This window comes from Actinotalea ferrariae CF5-4, from assembly GCF_000603945.1.
Lineage (GTDB): Bacteria > Actinomycetota > Actinomycetes > Actinomycetales > Cellulomonadaceae > Actinotalea > Actinotalea ferrariae.
On sequence record NZ_AXCW01000059.1, the window covers coordinates 1 to 23532 of the forward strand.

The 23532-nt window shown below is 74.2% G+C and carries 24 protein-coding genes and 1 tRNA gene; 14 read left to right on the plus strand and 11 right to left on the minus strand.

All coding sequences use genetic code 11. From position 1 onward, the window contains the following. The coding region (gene ygfZ, locus N866_RS07315) for a CAF17-like 4Fe-4S cluster assembly/insertion protein YgfZ (protein ID WP_081802426.1) at positions 1 to 1138 on the minus strand (1138 nt) is incomplete at its 3' end. A gap of 28 nt (positions 1139 to 1166) precedes the next feature. Further along, the gene (locus N866_RS07320) at positions 1167 to 1691 is read right to left on the minus strand and encodes a heme-binding beta-barrel domain-containing protein (RefSeq protein ID WP_034224808.1); all 525 of its coding nucleotides are present in this window, start codon (positions 1689 to 1691) and stop codon (positions 1167 to 1169) included. A gap of 139 nt (positions 1692 to 1830) precedes the next feature. Here N866_RS07320 and N866_RS07325 point away from each other — a divergent pair, with 139 nt between their 5' ends. After that, positions 1831 to 2226 carry a DsrE family protein gene (locus tag N866_RS07325; protein ID WP_034224841.1) on the plus strand — a complete coding sequence of 132 codons (396 nt, stop codon included), beginning with the start codon at positions 1831 to 1833 and terminating at the stop codon, positions 2224 to 2226. Positions 2227 to 2253: 27 nt separating this feature from the next. Here N866_RS07325 and N866_RS07330 read toward each other — a convergent pair whose 3' ends face one another. Beyond that, positions 2254 to 2988 (minus strand): hypothetical protein, encoded by a 735-nt coding sequence (locus N866_RS07330; protein WP_034224811.1) that lies wholly within the window; start codon positions 2986 to 2988, stop codon positions 2254 to 2256. Positions 2989 to 3149: 161 nt separating this feature from the next. Here N866_RS07330 and N866_RS07335 point away from each other — a divergent pair, with 161 nt between their 5' ends. The 3 genes from N866_RS07335 (at position 3150) to N866_RS07345 (ending at position 6262) form a co-directional block, all read left to right on the plus strand. After that, entirely contained in the window at positions 3150 to 3902 is a 753-nt protein-coding gene (locus N866_RS07335; protein WP_034224814.1) for a response regulator transcription factor, read from the plus strand. Between the two features lie 89 nt (positions 3903 to 3991). Further along, a complete protein-coding gene (gene nhaA / locus N866_RS07340; RefSeq protein WP_245612421.1) occupies positions 3992 to 5338 on the plus strand; it encodes a Na+/H+ antiporter NhaA in 1347 nt (448 codons plus the stop codon). Between the two features lie 9 nt (positions 5339 to 5347). Then, on the plus strand, positions 5348 to 6262 hold the full coding sequence (locus N866_RS07345) for an alpha/beta fold hydrolase (protein ID WP_034224816.1): 915 nt from the start codon (positions 5348 to 5350) through the stop codon (positions 6260 to 6262). 39 nt (positions 6263 to 6301) lie between these two features. Here N866_RS07345 and nth read toward each other — a convergent pair whose 3' ends face one another. Beyond that, on the minus strand, positions 6302 to 7060 hold the full coding sequence (gene nth / locus N866_RS07350) for an endonuclease III (RefSeq protein ID WP_052022542.1): 759 nt from the start codon (positions 7058 to 7060) through the stop codon (positions 6302 to 6304). Positions 7061 to 7272: 212 nt separating this feature from the next. On the opposite strand from nth, the gene N866_RS07355 reads away from it, so the two are divergent. Next, complete coding sequence (locus N866_RS07355; protein ID WP_052022534.1) at positions 7273 to 7692, plus strand: hypothetical protein; 420 nt, start codon at positions 7273 to 7275, stop codon at positions 7690 to 7692. 88 nt (positions 7693 to 7780) lie between these two features. Continuing rightward, entirely contained in the window at positions 7781 to 8458 is a 678-nt protein-coding gene (locus N866_RS07360) for a Crp/Fnr family transcriptional regulator (RefSeq protein ID WP_034224818.1), read from the plus strand. An 8-nt stretch (positions 8459 to 8466) separates the two neighbouring features. Here N866_RS07360 and N866_RS07365 read toward each other — a convergent pair whose 3' ends face one another. Genes N866_RS07365 through N866_RS07370 form a run of 3 tightly spaced genes read right to left on the minus strand, consistent with a single transcriptional unit; the run spans position 8467 to position 9517 of the window. After that, the gene (locus N866_RS07365) at positions 8467 to 8961 is read right to left on the minus strand and encodes a RidA family protein (protein WP_034224820.1); all 495 of its coding nucleotides are present in this window, start codon (positions 8959 to 8961) and stop codon (positions 8467 to 8469) included. A 1-nt stretch (position 8962) separates the two neighbouring features. After that, positions 8963 to 9127 (minus strand): Sp36 family protein, encoded by a 165-nt coding sequence (sp36, locus tag N866_RS20850; RefSeq protein WP_155855248.1) that lies wholly within the window; start codon positions 9125 to 9127, stop codon positions 8963 to 8965. Between the two features lie 9 nt (positions 9128 to 9136). Then, positions 9137 to 9517, minus strand: coding sequence for a WhiB family transcriptional regulator (locus N866_RS07370; RefSeq protein ID WP_081802428.1), 381 nt, complete (start codon positions 9515 to 9517; stop codon positions 9137 to 9139). Positions 9518 to 9695: 178 nt separating this feature from the next. On the opposite strand from N866_RS07370, the gene N866_RS07375 reads away from it, so the two are divergent. From N866_RS07375 to N866_RS07410, 8 genes are all read left to right on the plus strand, one after another. Then, positions 9696 to 12200 carry a transglycosylase domain-containing protein gene (locus tag N866_RS07375; protein ID WP_081802429.1) on the plus strand — a complete coding sequence of 835 codons (2505 nt, stop codon included), beginning with the start codon at positions 9696 to 9698 and terminating at the stop codon, positions 12198 to 12200. A gap of 2 nt (positions 12201 to 12202) precedes the next feature. Then, positions 12203 to 13114: a metallophosphoesterase gene (locus N866_RS07380; RefSeq protein ID WP_052022536.1), complete on the plus strand. Its 912-nt coding sequence runs from the start codon at positions 12203 to 12205 to the stop codon at positions 13112 to 13114. A 71-nt stretch (positions 13115 to 13185) separates the two neighbouring features. After that, positions 13186 to 13259 (plus strand) — tRNA-Pro (locus N866_RS07385). A gap of 234 nt (positions 13260 to 13493) precedes the next feature. After that, on the plus strand, positions 13494 to 14342 hold the full coding sequence (locus tag N866_RS07390; RefSeq protein ID WP_034224822.1) for a nitrilase-related carbon-nitrogen hydrolase: 849 nt from the start codon (positions 13494 to 13496) through the stop codon (positions 14340 to 14342). Positions 14343 to 14382: 40 nt separating this feature from the next. Continuing rightward, positions 14383 to 15801 carry a dihydropyrimidinase gene (hydA, locus tag N866_RS07395; RefSeq protein WP_034224824.1) on the plus strand — a complete coding sequence of 473 codons (1419 nt, stop codon included), beginning with the start codon at positions 14383 to 14385 and terminating at the stop codon, positions 15799 to 15801. Positions 15802 to 15810: 9 nt separating this feature from the next. After that, complete coding sequence (locus N866_RS07400; RefSeq protein ID WP_034224826.1) at positions 15811 to 16842, plus strand: TIGR03842 family LLM class F420-dependent oxidoreductase; 1032 nt, start codon at positions 15811 to 15813, stop codon at positions 16840 to 16842. A gap of 60 nt (positions 16843 to 16902) precedes the next feature. After that, positions 16903 to 17721, plus strand: coding sequence for a putative protein N(5)-glutamine methyltransferase (locus N866_RS07405; protein WP_034224828.1), 819 nt, complete (start codon positions 16903 to 16905; stop codon positions 17719 to 17721). Continuing rightward, a complete protein-coding gene (locus N866_RS07410) occupies positions 17708 to 18205 on the plus strand; it encodes an NUDIX hydrolase (RefSeq protein ID WP_034224830.1) in 498 nt (165 codons plus the stop codon). Before N866_RS07405 ends, N866_RS07410 begins: the two co-directional genes overlap by 14 nt. Before the next feature lie 35 nt (positions 18206 to 18240). Here the strand turns inward: N866_RS07410 and N866_RS07415 are convergent, their stop codons facing one another. The 4 genes from N866_RS07415 to N866_RS07430 all read right to left on the minus strand — a co-directional run bounded on the left by N866_RS07415 (position 18241) and on the right by N866_RS07430 (position 23249). Continuing rightward, positions 18241 to 18996: an SDR family NAD(P)-dependent oxidoreductase gene (locus N866_RS07415; protein WP_034224833.1), complete on the minus strand. Its 756-nt coding sequence runs from the start codon at positions 18994 to 18996 to the stop codon at positions 18241 to 18243. A 144-nt stretch (positions 18997 to 19140) separates the two neighbouring features. Further along, positions 19141 to 20736: a S1C family serine protease gene (locus tag N866_RS07420; protein ID WP_155855249.1), complete on the minus strand. Its 1596-nt coding sequence runs from the start codon at positions 20734 to 20736 to the stop codon at positions 19141 to 19143. A 184-nt stretch (positions 20737 to 20920) separates the two neighbouring features. After that, the gene (locus N866_RS07425) at positions 20921 to 21976 is read right to left on the minus strand and encodes an aspartate-semialdehyde dehydrogenase (RefSeq protein ID WP_034224835.1); all 1056 of its coding nucleotides are present in this window, start codon (positions 21974 to 21976) and stop codon (positions 20921 to 20923) included. A 1-nt stretch (position 21977) separates the two neighbouring features. Then, positions 21978 to 23249, minus strand: a complete 1272-nt coding sequence (locus N866_RS07430; RefSeq protein ID WP_034224837.1) for an aspartate kinase — start codon at positions 23247 to 23249, stop codon at positions 21978 to 21980. Positions 23250 to 23532: the final 283 nt, after the last annotated feature.

Here is a 23532-nt window from a genome sequence, read left to right on the forward strand (position 1 = left end):
CGCGGGCGACCTCCCCGCGCGGTGCGGGGCGGTCGGCGGACACCCCCTCGCCGGGCACGACCGGCTCCTGCGCCGCGGCGACGTCGCCGCCGTCGCACGCGACGAGGACCTCCGCGTCCGGGTCGGCGCTGCGCTTGACCACGGCGAGCGCGACCGGGCCCAGCTCGTGGTGCCGGGCGACGCTCGTCACCGTCCCGATCGCGCGGCCCGCGAGGGACACCTCCGCCCCGACCTCGGGCAGCAGGTGCCCCGAGCCGTCGAGGTGCAGCATGACGAGGCGCCGCGGCGGCCGGCCCAGGTTGTGCACGCGCGCGACGGTCTCCTGCCCGCGGTAGCACCCCTTGTGCAGGTGGACGGCCGTCCGCAGCCAGTCCAGCTCGTGCGGGATGGTCTTGTGGTCGACCTCGTGGGCGAACCGCGGCCGCCACGCCTCCACGCGCAGCGCCTCCGTCGCCCACGTGCCGGCGAGCCGCCAGCCGGCCGCCTCACGCGCGGCCACCGCGTCCGCGAGCCCGGCGCGCGGCACGAGCACGAGCCGCCAGGCGCGGTCCGCACCCGGGTGCTCGTCGTCGGGAGCGCCGTAGCGGGTCCCGCCCGGCAGGACCCGCGGCCACGGGTCGCGCCACGTCACCGGCTCGCCCTCGGCGCCCTCGGCGTCGACCGGCTCGCCGATCGCGGCCCACTGCGCGGTGACGTCCGCGACCTCCACGCGCATCATGAAGCGCATCCGGTCCAGCCACGCCGCCAGGGCGGGGGCCGTCTCGGTGAGGAGCCACGTGGTGGTCCCGTCGTCGACGACGGCGGCCGCGTGCTCCACGTGCCCGTGCGGGCTGAGCACCAGCGTCTCGGTCGACGTCCGCGGCGGCAGGTCCGTGAGCTGCTGGGACGTGATGCTGTGCAGCCAGGCCAGCCGGTCCGGGCCGGTCACGGTCACCACGCCGAGGTGCGACTGGTCGACGACGGCGCCGCCGTGGGCGAGGGCGCGCTGCTCGGCGGTCGGGTCGCCGTAGTGCCAGGGCACGCCGGCGTCGGCGCCGCTCGCCGCGACCGCACCGCGGCGGCCGAGCAGGGGGCTCGGGGGCGGCGCCGGGGCGTCGTCGGCGGCGGGGGTGGTCGTCTGGCTGTCCGGAGCCGTCACGGCACCGCCTTCCGTCGGGGGGACCCGCTCAGTCCTGCACGCGGGAGAGTCGTGCCGAGGCGTACGACTGCAGGGGCTCGCCGAACGCGGCGATGTCCCAGGTCCACATGAGCTCGCCGTGGACGAGGCCGAGCAGGCGGGTGGCGGCGCCGACCTCCGCGGCGTCGGGGGTGCGGGCGATGAGGTCGCTCGCCAGGTCGATCCGGCCGTTGCCCGTGACGCCCGCGTAGAGCGTCAGGTGCCCCGCGGGGTCCGAGAGGAGGAGCTCGACCGGGTGCCGGTCCTCCGCCAGGCCGGCGGGACGCTCGGGCGGCACGCGCCAGTAGCCCGTCTCGGTGGCCCACACGCGCCGGTCGCCGTCGTCGCCGGTCACGATCCACGTGGTCACGGTCCACCGCAGGTACGGCCCGCCGTCGTGGTCGACGAGGACCTCCTGCTCGACGGCCGTCTCCGGGATGCTCGGGTACGCGATCGTCCCGGAGCCGCGCCAGCGACCCACGAGCCAGGCCAGCGGGTAGACCTCAGGGGCGAGCCCCTCGGGCAGCGTGAACACTCAGCGCTGCCCCTTGTAGAGCTTGTAGACGACGTACACCGAGAACCAGCCGATCGCCGCCGAGGCGACGACGAGCAGTCCGATGAAGAAGATCTCCAGGGCCTCCATGCGGCGATTCTACGGTGCGTACAGTGCGGCCATGCCGACCGCTCCTCCCGCCTCTCAGCCCGGCGCGCCGCGCTCGCTCGTCGTCAAGACCACCTCGGGGGCGGACCGCCCGGAGGCGTGCAACCAGGCGCTCACCGTGAGCGCGGCCGCCGTCGCGGCCGGCGCGGACGTGAGCCTGTGGCTCACCGGCGAGGCGGCGTGGCTGGCGCTGCCCGGCCGGGCCGGGGAGCTGGACCTCGAGCACGCGACGCCCGCCGCGGACCTCCTGGAGGTCGTGCTCGAGGGCGGCCGGGTGACGGTCTGCACGCAGTGCGCGCTCCGGCGGGGCATCACGGCCGACGACGTCCTGCCGGGCGTGCGCGTGGCGGGTGCGGCGACGTTCGTGGAGGAGGCGCTGCTGCCCGGGGCGCAGGCGCTCGTCTACTGAGCGGGCGCCTGTCCTGACCCGGGCCGGTCAGCCGACGAGGACCCGGCCGACGACGTAGACGAGGATCCCGCCGAGCAGGACCGGCAGGACGACGGCCGCGACCGCCGCGAGGAACCGGCACAGCGTGCCGACGCCGGCGAGCAGCACGTGCAGCGCCGCAACGAGCAGGCCCGTGGCGAAGCCGAGCGCCAGCCCCGGCAGGATCGAGAGACCGGGCATGACGCTGCCGACGGCGGCGCCGGTGATCACGCCTGCGGCGGTGGTGACGAGCGCACCGGTCCGGACGCCGAGGTGCACCGCGGAGACGGCGGCGGACACGGCGAGCGCGGCCGCGCCCGTGATGACCAGGGCCGTGTCGCCCGGCGCCCGCAGGGCCGCGACCCATCCGGACGCGGCCGACACCACGAGCAGGCCCGTCACGGTGCCGGTCACCGACTCCACGAGCCGCAGCCGACCGTCCTGGCGCAGCAGCTCCGCGACGAAGGCGAGCAGGACGCCCAGCGCGACCACGGTGGGCACGAGCCAGAGGAGCGTCGCGCCGGTGCTCACGGTGACGGCGAGCACGGAGCCCAGGCCGACGAGAGCGATGACGACGCCCGAGCCGAGCGGGTTGGGCAGGTCCAGCAGGACCGGCCAGCCGAGCGCCAGGAGGACGGTGAGCAGGCCCGCGACCACCACGAGCGGCAGCTGGCCCACGAACGCCGCGGCGGCCACGCCGGCCGCGATGGCCGCGGTGAGGACGGCCCGGGTCGACACGTCCATCAGCCGACGGCCTCCGGACGGGCGGGCGCGGCGGGGGCGGGACGGGCTGGCACGCACGAGAGTGTGTCAGATGGGCGGGTACCCGCCGCGGTGGGCGGAGGACCCACCGCCGGGGCGGGCGCGCTAGCGTGAGGGCCAGCCGTTCCCAGGAGGCATTGCCGGTGGCGGATCTCTTGCTGCTCACACCCAGCGCCGGGGGCTCCGCCCAGGTGCTCCCGGCCCTCGGCCTGCTCGGGCACCGGGTGCGCGTGCTCCCCGTGGAGCCCTCGGCCCTCCTCGACGCGCCCGACGCGGACGTCCTGCTGCTCGACGCCCGGCGCGACCTCGCGGCCGCCCGCTCGACGTGCCGGCTCCTGCGCGCCACCGGCCTCACCGTGCCGCTCGTGCTGGTGCTCACCGAGGGCGGTCTCACCGTCGTCACCGGCGAGTGGGGCGCGACGGACTTCCTCCTCGTCGACGCCTCCCCCGCGGAGGTCGAGGCGCGCCTCCGCATGGCGATCGAGCGCAGCGGCGCCACGGGTGGCGCGGACGCCGTGGAGGAGATCTCCAGCGGCGACCTCACGATCGACGCCGGCGGGTACACGGCACGCCTGCGGGGGCGCCCGCTCGACCTCACCTACAAGGAGTTCGAGCTCCTCAAGTACCTCGCCCAGCACCCCGGGCGGGTGTTCACCCGCGCCCAGCTGCTCCAGGAGGTGTGGGGCTACGACTACTTCGGCGGCACCCGCACCGTCGACGTCCACGTGCGCCGCCTGCGCGCCAAGCTCGGTCCGGAGCACGAGCAGCTCATCGGCACCGTGCGCAACGTGGGGTACCGCTTCGACCCGCAGCCCCGTCGCACCGTGGACGCTGCCCAGGCGGAGGACGCGGACGACGGCGTCCCACCCGTCACGGCGGGGCCCGCCGGGACCTGACCCGCCGACGCCACCGCCTGGCCCACGACCGGCGCCCGGAGCGCCGGGAAGGCCGGTCGGCACCCCTGCCGCACCACCCCGGAGGTCCCGTGAAGCCGAACGACGTGCCCGACGACCGCGTGCCCGGCCCTGCCGGCGCGTCGCCGTCGTCCGGCGACCTCACCGACACGGCGTCGTCGGGAGGGCTGTTCCGCACCCTGACGCCCGGCGGCCTGCGCAACTTCACGGACACCCTCCGCAACGAGACCACCGGTGGGGTCCTGCTCCTCCTCGCCGCCGTCGTGGCGCTGGTCTGGGCCAACTCCGGCGCCGCCGACGGCTACGCCGCGCTGCGGGACACGGTGCTCGGGCCGGCAGACCTGCTCGGCTTCCACCTGGACCTCACCGCCGCCACGTGGGCCAAGGACGGCCTGCTCGCGATCTTCTTCTTCGTCGTCGGCCTGGAGCTCAAGCGCGAGATCGTCGACGGGGAGCTGCGGCGCCCGGCGACCGCGGCCCTGCCCATCGTCGGGGCCATCGGCGGCATGGCGGTCCCCGCCCTGATCTACACGGCGGTCAACCTCGCCTCCAGCGACGGGGCGCCCCAGGGCTGGGCGATCCCGACGGCGACCGACATCGCCTTCGCCGTCGCGGTGCTCGCGATCTTCGGCCGGGGCCTGCCCACGGCGCTGCGCGCGTTCCTGCTCACGCTGGCCGTCGTCGACGACCTCCTGGCGATCATCGTCATCGCCGTCTTCTACAGCGACTCCATCTCGGTCACCTGGCTCGTCGCCTCGCTGGCGACGATCGCGCTCTTCGCCGTCCTCGTGCAGCGCCGCGTCACGGCACCGTGGCTGCTCCTGCCGCTGGCCGTCGTGGCCTGGGTGCTCATGCACGAGTCCGGCATCCACGCCACGATCGCCGGCGTGCTCCTCGGGTTCACGGTGCCCGCCCTGGCGCGGCCGGCGACCTCCGACCGGCCCGCGGAGGAGCTCAGCCTCGCCGAGCACTGGGAGCACCGCTGGCGTCCGATCAGCGCCGGGCTCGCGGTGCCCGTGTTCGCCTTCTTCGCCGCCGGTGTCGCCCTCGACCCCGCGTCCCTCGCGACGGCGGCCGGCAGCCCGGTGGCGCAGGGGGTCGTGCTGGGCCTGGTGCTGGGCAAGCCGATCGGCATCGTGCTCGCGACCCTGCTCGTGTCCCGGCTGACCCGGACGCCGCTCGGCAGCGGGCTGAGGTGGCTCGACATCGTGGCCGCGGGGTTCGTGGCGGGCATCGGCTTCACCGTGTCACTGCTCATCAGCGAGCTCGCGTTCGCGGGCGGGGACGGTGCCGAGGTGGCGCGGGCGGCCATCCTCATCGGGTCCGCCACGGCAGCCGTCCTCGGTGCCGTCCTGCTCACCCTCCGGGGACGCTGGCACGTCGCCAACGCGACGCCGGAGGCCTCGACGGCACGGTAGGTTCGGCCGGTGACCGACTCGTCCGCCGTGCTCGTCGACGGCCCCTGGCGGCACCAGTTCGTCTCCGCCAACGGCGCGCGCTTCCACGTCGCGACGACCACCCCGGACACCGCCGCGAGCCCGGCCCCCCTGGTCGTCCTGCTCCACGGGATCCCCCAGACCTGGTGGGCCTGGCGGCACCAGCTGCCCGCGCTCGCCGCCGCCGGCTACCGGGCCGTGGCCATGGACCTGCGCGGCACCGGGGCCTCGGACAAGCCGCCACAGGGCTACGACGTCCCGACGCTCGCGCGCGACGTCGCCGGCGTCGTCCGCTCGCTGGGCGCCCAGCGCGCGGTCGTCGTCGGGCACGGGGTGGGTGGGACGGTGGCCTGGTCCATGCCGGCGCTGCAGCCCACGGTCACGCGGGCGGTCGGGGTCCTGTCGACGCCGCACCCGGCCGCCCTGCACACGGCCGCCGTGGCACGGCACCTGCTGACCCGCACCACGGCCCGGCGCATCGCGTTCGCCCAGCTCCCGTGGTTCCCGGAGCACCGGCTCACCCGCGGTGACCTCGTCACGCGCCTGCTGCGCGAGTGGGGGGCGCCGGGATGGCCGCCCGACGACGTCGCCGCGCGGTACCGCGACGCGGCCCGCGTCCCGTTCGCCGCCCACAGCGCGATGGAGACCGTGCGGTGGCTGGTGCGCTCGACGCCCCGGGTCGACGGCCAGCGCTACCTGGCGGCCGTGCGGCGGCCGGTCGACGTCCCCGTGCTCCAGCTCCACGGGACCGCGGACCGCTGCATCCCGCTCGCGGCGGCACGCACGGCCGTCGGCAACCCGCACACGTTCCGCGCCGTCGCCGGCGCCGGGCACTTCCTGCACGAGGAGGCGCCGGAGGAGACGACGGACGCGCTCGTGGCCTGGCTGGGCGGCCTGCCCGACTGAGGGTGGCCGCCCCGGGCCGACCGCCCGGGCGACGGCGCGTCAGCCCACCGGCCCCGTCGCCTGCACCGTCGGCTCCGGCCCCGTCGGGCCGGGCTTGACCAGCCGGGCCGCCGCCTCGGGATCCGTCTCCCCGGTGCCGAACGACGGGCAGAGGGGCGCCAGCGGGCACGCGCCGCAGGCGGGACGGCGCGCGTGGCAGGTGCGCCGCCCGTGGACGATCAGCCGGTGCGACGCCATGACCCACGTGGACCGTGGCAGGAGGGCGCCGAGGGCGTGCTCGACCGCCACCGGGTCCTCCTCGGCCGTCAGGCCGAGCCGTCGGGCCACCCGCCCCACATGCGTGTCGACCGGCAGGCCGGGGACGCCGAAGGCGTTGCCCAGCACGACGTTCGCCGTCTTGCGACCCACTCCCGGCAGGAGCACCAGGTCCTCCATCCGGGCCGGCACCTCGCCACCGTGTCGCTCCACCAGCGCCTGCGCCAGGCCCAGGAGCGACTGCGCCTTGGCCCGGAAGAACCCCGTGGGCCGGATCAGCTCCTCGAGCTCCGTGCGGTCCGCGCCGGCCAGCGCGGGGGCGTCGGGGTGACGGGCGAAGAGCGCGGGTGTCACCTGGTTCACGCGCACGTCCGTCGTCTGCGCCGAGAGCACCGTGGCCACGAGCAGCTCGAACGGCGTCGTGAAGTCCAGCTCGCACCCGGCGTCGGGGTACCGCTGGGCGAGCAGACGGTCGACGCGGCGCGCGCGACGCGTCAGGGCGAGGGAGGAGGGCCGGTCGTCACCGGTCGCGCTGGCGGGCACCTCGGCAGCGTACGGCCGGGCGCCGACACCGCTCCCGAGGGCGGCCGCCGGCACCGTGACCGGTCCCATCCCCCCGACGGCGCAGCGGACGGGTGAGAGCCCTGCACCGAAGGAGTGAAGATCGTGCCTGCCGCTCAAGCCGCGCAGGTCACGGGTCGATCTGCTCCTCAGGACAGGGTCTGCACCGGGCCCCCGAGATCCGCGGAGGAACGATGGCGCTGGCCCAGGCCCAGGGCGCAGGACCCGTCGGTCCGGCGGTCGACCCCCGCGCCGCCCGCCGCGCGCTCCGCGCCGAGCGGGCCCAGCTCGCCCACTGGCGCCGCCTCCTGCGCGCCCGGCTCGACCTCGCGGTCGCCGGCCTCGCCCCGCCCGAGCACCTCGGCTCGTTCACGTGGGAGGTCCTGCCCGACGCCGCCGTCCTCCTGCCGCGCACCCACGAGCTGTCGGAGGCCGTCCGGGTCGCCGAGGACGTGGACGTCGTCGACCTCCTGACGCGGCTGCGCCGGCTGGACCGGATGCTGTCGCGCTACGCCGACCAGCTCGACGGCGCCATCGAGGAGACGACGCAGGAGCTGCTGACCGAGCAGGCCGCCGCGCCGCGGGGCGCGAACCGCGCGGGGGACGCTCGCTGACGTGCGCCGGGTGGGGCAGGATGGGCGCGGGGGTGCGCCGGTCCTGACCGGCGGTGACGCAGCAGCCGACGAACCGAGGACGGAACGCGTGGACGACGACGTGGTGCTCTCCGCACCGCTGTTCGCGGGCATCGAGCCCGAGGCGGCGCAGGCCCTGCTGGGATCGATGCGCCTCGTGCGCCTCTCCCGGGGGCAGGCCGCCTTCCACGAGGGCGACCCGGGCGACCGGCTCTACGTCATCGGCTCGGGCAAGGTGAAGCTCGGCCGCCGGTCCAACGACGGGCGCGAGAACCTCCTGGCCGTGCTCGGCCCCGGGGAGATGTTCGGCGAGCTCTCCCTGTTCGACCCCGGCCCGCGCACCGCGACCGCGTCGGCCGTGTCCGAGACCGCGCTGTACGAGCTGGGCCACGACGAGCTGATCGCCTGGCTCGAGCGCTACCCCCCGGTCGCCAAGCACCTGCTCGAGGCCCTGGCCCGGCGGCTGCGGCGCACCAACGAGGCGCTGGCGGACCTGGTGTTCTCCGACGTCCCGGGCCGCGTGGCCAAGGCGCTGCTGGACCTGGCGCGCCGCTTCGGCGAGCGGACCGACGACGGCGTCAAGGTCGCCCACGACCTGACGCAGGAGGAGCTCGCACAGCTCGTCGGCGCGTCCCGGGAGACCGTCAACAAGGCGCTCGCGGACTTCACCGCCCGGCGCTGGGTCCGCCGCGAGGGCCGTGCGCTCGTCCTGCTCGACCTCGAGCGGCTCGAGCGCCGCGCGCGCTGAGCCGTCGCTCAGCGCACCTCGACGACGAGCTCGACCTCCACCGGCGAGCCCAGCGGGAGCGCGGCGACCCCGACGGCGCTGCGCGCGTGCACGCCCGCGGCACCGAGGACCTCGCCGAGCAGCTCGCTGGCACCGTTGACGACCTGCGGCTGGCCGGTGAAGCCGGGCGCACTGGCCACGAAGCCCACCACCTTGACGACCCGGACGACCGCGTCGAGGTCCCCGGTCACGTCCGCCACGGCAGCGAGCGCGTTGAGCGCCGCGGCGCGGGCCAGACCCTTGGCCAGCTCGGGCGAGACGTCGTCGGGCCCGTCACCGACCAGGCCGGTCGCCGCGAGCGCGCCGTCCACGAACGGGAGCTGGCCGGACGTCCACACCAGGCTCCCCGACCGGACGGCGGGCACGTAGGCGGCGACCGGCGCGGCGACGGGCGGCAGGGTCAGGCCGAGCTCACGGAGGCGGGCCGCGACGGTGCCCGTCGCGGCGGCTTCGCCGTCCGTCACGTCAGCGCTCGCCGGTCGGGCGCTTGAGGTAGGCCACGAGGCCGTTGCCGTCGGGGCCGGTCACGACCTGGACGAGCTCCCAGCCGTCGGCTCCCCACTGGTCGAGGATCTGCTTCGTGGCATGGATGATCAACGGGATGGTCGCGTACTCCCACGTGGTGGCCATGCGTGGAGCCTAGCCGGGGGCCTGCTCCCCGGTCGCCGGGGCGTCGTCCGCCGACGGGGCCGCGGCGAGCCGGCGGACGGCGCGTCCGCGTCGCACCAGCGGGGCCACGAGGTCCGGCTCGCTCTCGACCACCTCGCGCCAGGACTCGACGTCCGGGCGGGTGCGCAGCAGGGCGCGGCGCTCCCGCTCCGTCATGCCGCCCCACACGCCGAACGGGACGCGGTGGTCGAGCGCGTCGACGAGGCAGTCGACCCGCACGGGGCACTCGGCGCACAGGATCCGCGCCTGTCTCTGGGCCGCGCCGGAGACGAAGAGCGTGTCCGGCTGCTCGCCGCTGCACCGCCCGTAGGCGGTCCAGTCCTGCTCGAGGAGGTGCGCAGTGTGCCCCATCCGACCACCGTAGGAAGGGCTGCAGGGCTGTGACAGGGACTTTCGCACCATGCGCCCTCCGAGGACGTGGTATTCCGGGGGCCGACGGCGGCTCCGAGGCGGTCGCTGCGGCCGATCCTCACGAAGGCTCCACACGTCGCCCGGGCCGGGACCAGGACCCTCCCGTACCCTGTCGCTCATGGTGCCGACCGCTCCGTCCTCTTCCGCGCGCCCCGCGGGACCCGGCTCGTCCGGCCCGTCCGGGACCGCCGGCCCGGTCCGCCGAGGCAGGAGGGTCAACGTCTTCCAGGCGGCCGCGCTCCTGCTCGCGTTCCTCCTGACCGCCGGCGTCGGCGGGGTCCTCGCGGCGGGGCTGGTCATGCCGGCCGTGGCGACCACGAGCGCGATCACGGACTCCTCGGTCGAGCTGTTCGAGGAGCTGCCGACGGACCTGGAGCCGCAGCGGCTCTCGCAGCAGTCGCGCATCTGGGCTGCGGACGGCAGCCTGCTCGCCACCTTCTTCTGGCAGAACCGGATCGTGGTCCCGCTGGCCGAGATCGCGCCGGTCATGCAGGCGGCCGTCATCGCGGTCGAGGACCGGCGCTTCTACGAGCACGCGGGCGTCGACGTCGAGGGCATGGGGCGTGCGCTCCGCACCAACCTCTTCTCCGAGGACACCGAGGGCGGCTCGACCCTCACGCAGCAGTACGTCAAGAACGTCCTCATCGACGCGGCGTACTCGCGCGGGGACATGCAGGCCGTGCAGGACGCCATGGTGTCCAGCGGCACGGCCGGGGTCGCGCGCAAGCTCGAGGAGGCCAAGCTCGCCATCGCGCTGGAGAAGCGGATGTCGAAGGAGCAGATCCTCGAGGGCTACCTCAACATCGCCCAGTTCGGGCCCTCCGTCTACGGCGTGGAGTCGGCCGCCCGCTACTACTTCTCCGTCTCCGCCAAGGACCTCACCTACCTGCAGGCCGCGACGATCGCCGGCATCACGCAGGCGCCGAGCGCGAACGACCCGGTGACGCAGCCGGAGAGGGCGCAGACGCGCCGGAACACCGTGCTGCTGACGATGCTCCAGCAGGAGGTCATCACCCAGGAGGAGTACGACGCCGGTGTCGCGACCCCGCTGGTCGACACCCTGGCGGTCTCCGACCCGGGCAACGGCTGCGTCGTCGCAGGGGGCGCTGCCTACTTCTGCGACTACGTCACCAAGGTGATCGCCCAGTCCCCGGAGTTCGGTGAGACCCAGGAGGAGCGACGGGAGCTGCTGCTGCGCGGCGGTCTGGACGTCTACACGACCCTCGACCTGCGGCTGCAGGCGATCGCGGACGAGGAGGTGCGGGCCGCCGTCCCGGTGACCGACCCGAGCGGGCTGGGTCACGCGATCTCCACCATCGAGCCCGGCACCGGGAAGATCCTCGCGATGGCCCAGAATCGCGTGTACAACCCGCGGGAGACGACCGAGCCGGTCGCGGGCGAGACGGCCGTCAACTACAACGCCGACTTCGCCTTCGGCAGCTCGCGCGGCTTCCAGCCGGGATCGACGTTCAAGCCGTTCGTCCTCGCCGAGTGGCTGCGGCAGGGCAAGAGCCTCAACCAGGTGGTCGACGGCGAGCTGCGCGAGTACGACAGCGACGACTTCACCGCGAGCTGCGACCCGAACCTGTACATCGACCCGGGCTACCGGCCGACGAACTTCGACGGTCAGGGCCGCGGGCGCATGAGCGTGCTCCAGGCCACGGCCAACTCGATCAACACGGCGTACATGAACATGGTCACGCAGCTCGACCTCTGCGCGATGGCCGACACCGCCGAGGCCGTCGGGTTCCACACCGCCATGGGCGGCGAGCTGCTCCCCGTGCCCTCGATGGTCCTCGGGGCGCAGGAGACCTCGCCGATGACGATGGCCGCCTCCTTCGCGACCTTCGCCGCCGGCGGCGTGTACTGCGAGCCGATCGCGATCACCCGGGTCACCGACCGGGACGGCAACGAGCTGCCGGTGCCGTCGGCCAACTGCCGTCAGGCGATCGACCCCGGGGTCGCGGCGACCGTGACCTACGCCCTCCAGGAGGTCATGACCAACGGCTCCGGCGAGGGCGCCCAGCTCTCCGGCCGCCCGTCCGCGGGCAAGACGGGGACGACGAACGAGAACTGGCACACGTGGTTCGCGGGCTACACGCCCCAGATGTCCAGCGCGGTCTGGCTGGGCAACCCGCGTGGCAACGTCCCGCAGCAGCGCATCGAGATCAACGGGCGCTACTACCGTGCCGTCTTCGGCAGCAGCATCTCGGCCCCCACGTGGGACCGCTACATGACCCGGGCGCACGAGGGGATGCCGGTCCAGGGCTTCCCCGAGCCGAACAGCCGGCTCCTGTTCGGCGAGCAGGTCACCGTGCCGAACGTCGCCGGCCGGTCCGTGCAGCGGGCCGTCGACGCGCTGGCCGCCGCGGGGTTCACCGCTCGGGTCAGCGAGACGCCGGTCGACTCCCCCTACCCGGCCGGCACCGTCGCCTACACCGACCCCGCCGGGGGCGGCCGGTCCACGGTGGGCAGCCCGGTCACGATCCACGTGTCGAGCGGCCGGAGCGCGGTCCCGGCACCCGCGCCGGCACCGGCACCGGCACCGGCACCGCCGGCCGAGCCGCCGCCCGGCCAGGGGCAGGGTCAAGGCCAGGGCAACGGGAACGGCAACGGGGGCTGACCGTGACCCCTCGCACCGTCCTCGCCGGGCTCGCCCTGGCCGGCGTGGCAGGCCTGGCCTACGCGACCGTCGAGGCGCGCCAGTACACGCTGCGCCGCGTCACGGTCCCCGTCCTGCCCCGGGGGCAGCGACCGCTGCGGGTGCTGCACCTGTCCGACCTGCACCTCACCCCCTCCCAGCGGGACAAGGTCGCCTGGGTGCGCGGCCTCGCGGAGCTGGAGCCGGACCTCGTCGTCGACACGGGCGACAACATGGCGCACCCCGAGGTGCTGCCGACCCTGCTCGAGGCCCTCGACCCGTTCCTCGGCATCCCCGGTGCCTTCGTCATGGGGTCGAACGACTACTACGCCCCGGTGCCCAAGAACCCGGCGCGCTACCTCTACGACGACGCCCGGTCCCTGCGGACGCCCCCCCGCCAGCTGCCCGCAGCGGAGCTGGCAGCCGCTCTGCGCGACGCCGGCTGGCGGGACCTGACCAACCGGCGTGACGTCGTCACCGCGGACGGCCGGGACCTGGCGCTCGTGGGCGTGGACGACCCGCACCTGAACCGCGACGTGTTCCCCGACGGGCCGGACGCCCACGACGGCCCCGACCTGCGGCTCGGGGTCACCCACGCCCCGTACCGGCGGACGCTCGACGCGATGCACGCCGACGGCAACGACCTGGTGCTGGCCGGCCACACCCACGGCGGGCAGCTCTGCGTGCCGGGGTGGGGGGCGCTGACGACCAACAGCGACCTGGACACCCGCCGCGCCAAGGGGCTGCACGGCTGGCCGGGTGCCCGCCCGGACGAGCCGCGGGGCGGCGGCTCGACCTGGCTGCACGTGTCCGCGGGGCTCGGGACGTCGCCGTACGCGCCGGTGCGGTTCGCGTGCCGGCCGGAGGCCACGCTCCTGACGCTGGTCGAGCGCTGAGGGTCCGGCACGGCCGCTCGGACGCGATTACGTGGGGACGCCCGGGCTGGGCTATCCTTCTCGGGTTCCACCGGGGTGTGGCGCAGCTTGGTAGCGCGCTTCGTTCGGGACGAAGAGGTCGTGGGTTCGAATCCCGCCACCCCGACGGTGAAGAAGGCCCCTGACCAGCGGACACGCGGTCGGGGGCCTTCGTCGCACCCACACTTCCGAAGACCTCTCGTCAGCGCCCCGGGGGGTTCCGGAGCGACCGGTCCAGGCCCTACATTGACGCCAGCACGCCGGTCACCAGGTCCGATCCGGCAGGCGGCACGTCGGGCGAGGACGCCCGTGGCCATCCCGGTCCCGGGTCCTCGCGGTCGCACGGGGTCCGGAGGACTGCATGAGCGTCGTACAGGTGGCACTGACCCAGACGCCCTGGACGGGCGACAAGGAGTCGATGATCGCCCTCCACGAGGGCTACGCGCGCCAGGCCGCCGCCGAGGGTGCGCAGATCATCGGGTTCCAGGAGCTCTTCTACGGCCCGTACTTCGGGATCACGCAGGACCCGAAGTACTACGCCTACGCCGAGTCGGTGCCGGGACCGACCGTCGACCGCCTCGCCTCCCTCGCGAAGGAGCTCGGCATCGTCATGGTGCTGCCCGTGTACGAGGAGGAGGCCCCCGGGATCCTCTACAACACGGCTGCGGTGGTCGACGCCGACGGGTCGTACCTGGGCAAGTACCGCAAGCACCACCTGCCCCACCTGCCGAAGTTCTGGGAGAAGTTCTACTTCCGGCCCGGCAACCTGGGGTACCCGGTGTTCGACACCGCTGTCGGCAAGGTGGGCGTCAACATCTGCTACGACAGGCACTTCCCCGAGGGCTGGCGGGTCCTCGGGCTCCACGGCGCCGAGATCGTCTTCAACCCGAACGCCAGCGCACCCGGCATCTCCACCAAGCTGTGGGAGATCGAGCAGCCGGCCGCGGCCATCGCCAACGGGTACTTCGTGGCGACGAACAACCGCGTCGGCGCCGAGACCAACGAGTACGGGGAGGACGCCGTCGCGTTCTACGGCTCCTCGTACGTCGTCGGGCCCGACGGGAACCACGTCGGCGACGTCGCCAGCTCCACCGAGGCCGGGGTGATCGTGCGCGAGGTGGACCTGGACCAGATCCGCGCCGTCCGCGAGCGCTGGCAGTTCTACCGAGACCGGCGCCCGGACGCCTACGGACCGATCACCGCCCCGTGAGCCACCGGTCCTCCGCCCGTCGACGCACAGAGGAGCCGACGTGAAGACACTCATCCGGGGCGGCACGGTCGTCAACGCGACCGGTCGGCACGCCGCCGACGTCCTCATCGACGGGGAGACCATCGCCGCCGTGCTCGCCCCGGGTTCCACCCTGCTCGGCTTCGACGTGGCTGCGAACGTCGACCGCGTCATCGACGCGACGGACCGGTACGTCATCCCCGGCGGGATCGACGCCCACACGCACATGGAGCTGCCGTTCGGGGGCACCGCGGCGTCGGACACCTTCGAGACCGGCACGCGTGCGGCCGCGTGGGGCGGCACGACGACGATCGTCGACTTCGCCGTCCAGCGCGCCGGGGAGCGCGTGCAGGACGGGCTGGAGGCGTGGCACGCCAAGGCCGCCGGCAACTGCGCGATCGACTACGGGTTCCACCAGATCATCGGCGGCGTGGACGTCGACTCCCTCGCGGCCATGGACTCCCTCCTGGACGAGGGCGTCAGCAGCTACAAGCTCTTCATGGCCTACCCCGGCGTCTTCTACAGCGACGACGCGCAGATCCTCCGCGCGATGCAGAAGGCCGCCGACATCGGACTGCTGACCATGATGCACGCGGAGAACGGACCCGCGATCGACGTCCTGGTCGAGCAGCTGCTGGCCGCCGGCAAGACGGACCCCTACTTCCACGGGATCGCACGGGCGTGGCAGATGGAGGAGGAGGCCACCCACCGGGCGATCATGCTCGCGGACCTCACCGGTGCACCGCTGTACGTCGTGCACGTCAGCGCCAAGCAGGCCGTCGAGCAGCTCGCGGCGGCGCGGGACCGCGGCCGGAACGTGTTCGGCGAGACGTGCCCGCAGTACCTGTACCTCTCGCTCGAGGAGCAGCTGGGGGCCCCGGGATTCGAGGGCGCGAAGTGGGTGTGCTCCACGCCGCTGCGCTCGCGCGCGGAGGGCCATCAGGACCACATGTGGCAGGGCCTGCGCACCAACGACCTGCAGATGGTCTCCACGGACCACTGCCCGTTCTGCATGAAGGGGCAGAAGGAGCTGGGCCTCGGCGACTTCTCCAAGATCCCGAACGGGATCGGCGGGGTGGAGCACCGCCTCGACCTGCTCTACCAGGGCGTGGTGACCGGGCAGCTGACCCTCGAGCGGTGGGTGGAGATCTGCTGCACCACCCCGGCGAGGATGTTCGGCATGTACGGCCGCAAGGGCGTCATAGCCCCGGGCGCGGACGGCGACGTCGTCGTCTACGACCCCCGCGGCCACACGAGCATCGGGGTCGGCAGGACCCACCACATGAACATGGACCACTCGGCCTGGGAGGGCTTCGAGATCGACGGCCACGTCGACACGGTGCTCTCCCGCGGGGAGGTCGTCGTGGACGACGGCCAGTTCCTCGGGCGGGCGGGCCACGGGCGGTACGTGCGGCGCGAGCTCTCGCAGTACCTGACCTGAGGAGGTCCGATGGACTTCGGCGTGGTCCTGCAGACCAACCCGCCTGCGTCGCGCACCGTCGAGCTCGCGCGGCAGGCGGAGCAGCACGGCTTCAGCCACGTCTGGACGTTCGACTCCCACCTGCTGTGGCAGGAGCCGTTCGTCATCTACTCGGCCATCCTCGCGGCGACGCGCCGCGTCGTCGTCGGGCCCATGGTGACCAACCCGGCCACCCGGGACTGGACGGTCATCGGCTCGCTGTTCGCGACGCTCAACGAGATGTACGGCAACCGGACGATCTGCGGGATCGGGCGGGGCGACTCCGCCGTGCGGACGCTCGGCGGACGCCCCAGCGACCTGGCGACGCTGCGGGACGCGGTCCACGTGATCCGGGAGCTCGCCAACGAGCGCCCGGTGGACGTCGGCGGGCGGACGGTCCGCCTCCCGTGGAGCCACGGGTCCCGGCTGGACGTGTGGGTCGCCGCGTACGGCCCGCGGGCGCTGCAGCTCGCCGGCGAGGTGGGGGACGGCTTCATCCTCCAGCTCGCGGACCCGGACATCGCCGCGTGGATGATCAAGGCAGTCCGGGACTCCGCGGAGAAGGCAGGCCGGGACCCGTCGACGATCGCGTTCTGCGTCGCCGCGCCGATGTACGTCGGCGACGGCGACTCGCCCGTGGAACGCCGGCACATGCGCGAGCAGTGCCGCTGGTTCGGCGGCATGGTCGGCAACCACGTCGCGGAGATCGTCAAGCGGTACGGCGCCGACGGGACGGTGCCGCAGGCGCTCACCGACTACGTGGCCGCGCGGGAGAGCTACGACTACAACCAGCACGGTCAGGCGGGGAACACGCACGCCGCGTTCGTGCCGGACGAGATCGTCGAGCGGTTCTGCGTGCTGGGCACCCACCACGAGCACATCCAGCGGATGGAGGCGCTCCGGGAGCTCGGCGTGACGCAGTTCGCCGGCTACCTCCAGCACGACAACAAGGAGGAGACCCTCCGCTCCTACGGCGAGTGGGTCATCCCGACCCTGCGCGAGGTCGTCGTCGCGACCTGGTGACCCCGGCGGTCGGTCGCGACCTCGAGAGCCGCCCGGCAGCCGGTGCGCGAGGATGGGCCGGTGCGGACGGACGGTGCCGGGCGGGCGGACGCGGCGGAGGTCGCGGCACGCCTGCGGGCGGCTGGTTGCGTCTTCGCCGAGGAGGAGGCCGCCCTCCTGCTGCGCCAGGCCGCCGACGACGACGCCCTGGAGGACCTGGTCCGCCGCCGCGCCGCGGGCGAGCCGCTCGAGCACGTCCTCGGGTGGGCGGAGCTCCTCGGCGTGCGCGTCGCGGTCGGGCCAGGGGTGTTCGTGCCGCGACGGCGCACGGAGGTCCTGGTGCTCGAGGCGCGGCGCCTGCTCGCGCAGCGGACGCGGGAGGGGCGCGCCGTCGTCGGCGACCTGTGCTGCGGGAGCGGCGCGCTGGGGCTGGCCGTCGCCGTCGCGCACGACGTCGAGCTGCACGCCGCCGACCTCGACCCGGTGGCCGTCGCCTGCGCCCGCGCGAACCTCGCCCCGGTGGGCGGGGAGGTCCACGAGGGGGACCTCCTCGCCGCCCTGCCCACGTCGCTGCGCGGCCGCGTCGACCTCCTGCTCGCCAACGTGCCGTACGTCCCCAGCGACGCCGTCGGGCTCCTGCCGGCCGAGGCGCGGGACCACGAGCCGCGGACCGCCCTCGACGGCGGGCCGGACGGGCTCGACGTGCTGCGCCGGGTCGCCGCCGGGGCCCGCGACTGGCTCCGCCCCGGCGGCCACGTGCTCACCGAGACGAGCGACGCGCAGCGGGACGCGGTGCACCGCGTCCTCCGCACGCACGGCCTGACGCCCCGGACCGTCCGCGGCGAGGACGCCGTCGTCGTCGTGGGGCGCGCGCTACCGTCGGCCCGTGCCCGTCCCTGACTTCGTCCTGCGCCTGCGCGAGCGGGTCGGCCCGGACCTGCTGTGGCTGACCGGCGTGTCCGCGGTCGTCCTCGACGACGAGGACCGCGTCCTCCTCGGCCGCCGCGCTGACAACGGCCGGTGGGCCGTCGTGAGCGGCATCCTCGAGCCGGGCGAGGAGCCGGCGCCGGCGGTCGCGCGCGAGGCGCTGGAGGAGACCGGCGTGGAGGTCGAGGTGCTGGCGCTGACCGCCGTGTCCGTCGGCGAGCCGGTCCTCTACCCCAACGGGGACCGGGCGCAGTACCTCGACCTGTGCTTCTGGTGCCGGCCGACCGGCGGCGAGGCGCACGTCGCCGACGACGAGTCGACCGCCGTGGGCTGGTTCGCGCTGGACGCGCTGCCCGAGCCCCTCAACGCGTCGTCGGGCCCCCGCATCGCGCGCACGGTCGCGTACGTCTCAGCGGCGCGGCGGGGCGAGCGGCCGGAGGCCTGGTTCGCGCGCTGACCTGCTCGAAGAACGGTCGTCCCCGCCCGCCGTCGTCAGAGGGGCGGCATCCGCAGCGCGCCGTCCATCCGGATCGTCTCGCCGTTGAGGTAGTCGTGCTCGACGACGGCCAGCGCCAGCTGCGCATACTCCTCCGGCAGGCCGAAGCGCCGCGGGAAGGGCACGGTGTCGAGCAGCCGCTCGCGGAACTCCTCGGTGACGCCCGCCATCATCGGGGTGTCCACGATGCCGGGGGCGATGGTCATGACGCGGATCCCGTGCTGGGCGAGGTCGCGGGCGGCCGGCAGGGTGAGCGCCGCGACACCGCCCTTGGACGCCGCGTACGCGGCCTGGCCGACCTGGCCGTCGAAGGCCGCGACCGACGCGGTGTTGACGACCACGCCCCGCTGGCCGTTCTCGTCCGGCTCCGTCGCCGCCATGCGCTCGGCGACCACCGTCATGACGGTGAACGTGCCCACCAGGTTGACCGCGACCACGCGCGCGAAGAGCGCGGGGTCGTGCGGCCCGGCCTTCCCCAGGACCCGCGCCCCGGGCGCGATGCCCGCACAGCTGACCAGGACCCGCAGCGGGCGGTCGTCCGGCACCCGGCCGACGGCGGCGCGGACGCCGTCGGGGTCGGTGACGTCCGCGGGCACGTACGTCACGCCCTCGACCCGGTCGCACCGCTCGATGCTCGCCGGCAGGTCCAGGACGTGCACCGCCGCCCCCCGCCCGGCCAGGAGCGCCGCCGTCGCGGCCCCCAGCCCCGACGCCCCGCCCGTCACGACCGCCGCCACCCCGTCGACCCGCATGCCCGCCCCTCCTGCGCGTCGTCGTCGACGCCTCTGCTCGTACCGTCGGGGCGACCCTCCCACGCGGCGTGCGCGGCGGCCACCCCCGGACGCGCCTCGGGGCCGGCCCGTGGGACCGGCCCCGAGGTCAGCGAGCGGGTGCGCTCAGAAGGCGGCCTGGAAGGTGCTCACCACCGTCTCGAGCACGCCCTCCTCGCCGGCCACCAGCTGCAGCCGCACCCAGACCAGGTGCGAGCCGTCGTCGGCCTGGGCTGCGATGACGACGTACGTCGTGCCGACGCCGCCGCACTCGCCCCACGCCTCGAACGAGCCCGTGTACAGGCCGTCGCTGTAGGGCTGCCGGCCCTCGGGGGCCGGGGTGCAGGCCCCTGCGGCCGTCTCCGCCAGCGTGTCGAGGAGACCCTCGACCGACCAGCTCGCGAGCGCCTCGCTGGACGCCGAGATCGAGACACCCGACACGTCCCAGGTCTCCTGGAACGCCTGGATGTCCGGGCTCGCCGTCACGTCGAGGATGACGTTGCCGTTCTCGTCCTCGTAGCTGGCCCCGTCCACCTGGCCCCACGAGGAGGGCACGTCGACCGTCACCTGCCCGGTGTCGTCCGTCACGGTGACGAAGTCGGCCGGCTGGGCGGGCGGCTCGGAGCCGCCGTCCTCGCCGCCGCCCGGGAGGGTGGGCACGGACTCCGCCACGAGCGGCTCCCCGTTGACCTGACCGACGTAGAAGACGTCCTCGCTCGGCCGGTAGACCTCGACCGCGAGGGTGTCGTCCGAGCCGTGGGTGCGCAGCACCTGGCAGTAGTCCGACATGGTGCCGTCGGTGGCGAGCGTGACGCCCTCCATCTTCGTCACGAGGTCCCCGGGCGCGATCCCGGCCTTGTCCGCGGACGAGCCGGAGGCGACCGACGCGACGAAGATCCCGGAGGACCCGTCCTCACCGACCCACGCCTGCCCGTTGATCCCCAGGCTCAGCACGTCCGTGCCGGCCTGGAGGTCGTCGAGCACCTGGAGGACCTCCTCCTCGGCGATCGCGAGGTTGATGTCGTTCTCGTCGTCGCCCGCGTAGTTGACGCCGACGACGCGGCCGTCCTCCGCGATGAGCGGGCCGCCGGAGTTGCCTGGCCGGATCCGCGCGTCGTGCTCGATGGTGTGGTCCAGCGACGCCCACTGCATGTCACCGGGAGTATCCGTCTTGGAGACGATCCCGGCCGTGATCGTGAACTCCGGGTCACCGAGCGGGAAGCCGACGGCCCACACCTCCTGGGCGCTCGTCACCTCCCCCTCGTACCACTCCATGTAGGGGAACCCATCGCCCTCGAGGTCGATGACCGCGAGGTCCAGGCACTCCGAGGAGCCGAGGATCTTGGCGCTGTGGGTCTCGCCCATGAGCCAGACCTCGAGCGTGCCCGCGCCGACGACGACGTGGTTGTTGGTCACGGCCAGGCCGCTGGGGTCGATGATGAAGCCGGACCCGCGGCCGGCCGCCTCGAACGAGCCCTCCCCGGGCTCCTCGAAGGTCCCCACCGCCTGGATCTGGATGGTGGCCTGCTCCGCCTCCTCGAAGGAGACCGCGCCACCGGCCTCGGGCTCGTCGCCGCCCCCGCCGTCCCCGCCGCCCCCACCGCCGCAGCCGGCGAGGAGCACGACGGCCGCGGTGCCCAGCCCCACCCCGGCCCGGAGGCGGGTGCGTCCGGCGGCGTCCGACGAAGATCGACAGCTGCGCGACATCAGAGATACGGACATGCTCCTACCCCTTCGCTCGGGTCAGATCGAGCGTAGGAGCCGGGGGAACGCAGCCGCAGGAAGTCCGATGCTGAATCAGTTGGTCCCGCCGTCGCCCTCACACGAACGGGTGCAGGCGGGGCCGCTCCACCGGCGCGGACCGACCGCGGCGCACCCCTGCGGGCACGCCGCCGGCGGGCGGGGCTCAGGCCTCGGCGAGCCGCTGGGCGGCCACGACCTCGGCGATCTGCACCGCGTTGAGCGCCGCGCCCTTGCGCAGGTTGTCGTTGCTGATGAACAGCACGATCCCGCGGCCCTCGGGGACGCTCTGGTCCTGGCGGATGCGGCCCACGTAGCTCGGGTCCGCCCCGGCCGCCTGCAGCGGCGTCGGGATGTCGGTGAGCTCCACGCCGGGGGCGATGCCGAGCAGCTCGGTGGCGCGCTCGACCGACAGGGGCCGCTCGAACTCGGCGTGCACGGACAGCGAGTGCCCGCTGAACACCGGCACGCGCACGCACGTGCCGGCCACGAGGAGGTCCGGGATCTCGAGGATCTTGCGGCTCTCGTTGCGGAGCTTCTGCTCCTCGTCCGTCTCCAGCGAGCCGTCGTCGACGAGGGCGCCCGCGAGCGGGACGACGTTGAACGCGATGGGCCGCTGGTAGACGCCCGGCTCCGGGAACTCGACCGCGCGGCCGTCCCGCGCGAGGCCGGCGACGTCGCCCTCGACGACGCTGCGCACCTGGCCCTCGAGCTCCGCCACGCCCGCGACGCCGCTGCCGGAGACCGCCTGGTACGTGGCGACGACGAGCCGGCGCAGGCCGGCCTCCTCGTGCAGGGGCTTGAGCACCGGCATGGCGGCCATGGTGGTGCAGTTCGGGTTGGCGATGATGCCCTTGACCGCGCCGGAGATCGCGTGCGGGTTGACCTCGCTGACCACGAGCGGCACCTCGGGGTCCTTGCGCCACGCGGAGGAGTTGTCCACGACGAGCGCGCCCGCCGCGGCGAACCGCGGGGCGTGCTCGCGGGACGGGCCCCCGCCCGCGGAGAAGAGCGCGACGTCGATGCCCTCGAGGTCCGTGGACGCGATGTCCTCGACGACGACGTCCTCGCCCTTCCACGGCAGCGTCGTGCCGGCGGAGCGCGCGGACGCGAAGAACCGGATGCTCGCGACCGGGAAGTCGCGCTCCTCGAGCAGCTGCCGCATGACGCGGCCCACCTGCCCGGTCGCGCCGACGACGGCGACGTTCAGTCCCTGTGCCATGTCAGCGCCCCGTCCCGCCGTAGACCACGGCCTCGCCCTCGGAGGAGTCGAGCCCGAACGCCGTGTGGACGGCGCGCACCGCGTCGTCCAGCTGGTCCGAGCGCGTGATGACCGAGACCCGGATCTCCGAGGTGGAGATCATCTCGATGTTGATACCGGCGTCGCGCAGGGCGCCGAAGAGCTTGGCGGAGACGCCCGGGTGCGACTTCATGCCGGCCCCGATGAGCGACAGCTTGCCGATCGTGTCGTCGTACTGCACCGACTCGAACCCGATCCGGTCCTGGGCCACCGCGAGCGCCGCGGTCGCCTTCTGGCCGTCGGCGGCCGGCAGGGTGAAGGAGATGTCGGTCAGCCCGGTCTTCGCGGCCGACACGTTCTGGACGATCATGTCGATGTTGACGTCCGCCGCGGCGACGACCTCGAAGATCTGCGCGGCCGTGCCGGGCACGTCCGGGACGCCGACGACGGTGACCTTCGCCTCGCTCCGGTCGTGCGCGACGCCGGAGATGATCGGCTGCTCCATGCTCTCTCCTTCGACGACCTCGTCGGTGACGAGGGTGCCCACGTGCCCCGAGAAGGACGAGCGCACGTGGATGGGGACCTGGTTCCGGCGGGCGTACTCGACGCAGCGCAGCATGAGCACCTTGGCCCCGCTGGCGGCCATGTCGAGCATCTCCTCGTAGGTGATGCGGTCGAGCTTGCGGGCGGACGGCACGATGCGGGGATCGGCCGAGAAGACCCCGTCCACGTCGGTGTAGATCTCGCAGACGTCGGCACGCAGTGCGGCGGCGAGGGCGACCGCGGTCGTGTCCGACCCGCCCCGGCCGAGCGTCGTCACGTCGTTGGTCTGCTCGTTGACGCCCTGGAACCCGGCGACGATCGCCACCGCGCCGCCGTCGAGCGCCTGCCGGATCCGGCTGGCCCGGACGTCGATGATGCGCGCCCGGCCGTGCACGTCGTCGGTGAGGACGCCCGCCTGCTGCCCGGTGAACGACTGCGCCTCGACGCCCAGGTTCGCGATCGCCATGGCCAGCAGGGACATCGAGATGCGCTCGCCCGCGGTGAGCAGGATGTCCATCTCGCGCGACGGCGGCAGCGGGGTGATCTGGTTGGCGAGCTCGATGAGCTCGTCGGTGGTGTCCCCCATCGCCGACACCACGACGACGACGTCGTCCCCGGCACGCTTCGCCTCGGCGATCCGCTTCGCGACGCGCTTGATGCTCGCGGCGTCCGCGACGGACGAGCCGCCGTACTTCTGCACGATGAGGCCCACGGTTGCTCCGTTGGTGGGGTCGGTTCGGGGGGACCGCGAGCGCGACGGCGGGCCCCGGCGGGACGATGGTAGACGGGTTCACGATCCGGACAGGGTGTGTTCCACGATCCGGATCGGGCGCTGCGGGGTCCCGGCGCGCTGCGCCGTGCCGCGAGCTCGGCACCTCGTGACGCGCTCGGCACCTCGTCACGAGCTCGGTACCTCGTCACGAGCTCGGTACCTGGACGTACCGAGCTCGTCATGACGTACCGAGTTCGCGGGTGCGTGGGCGGTGGGGTGGGTG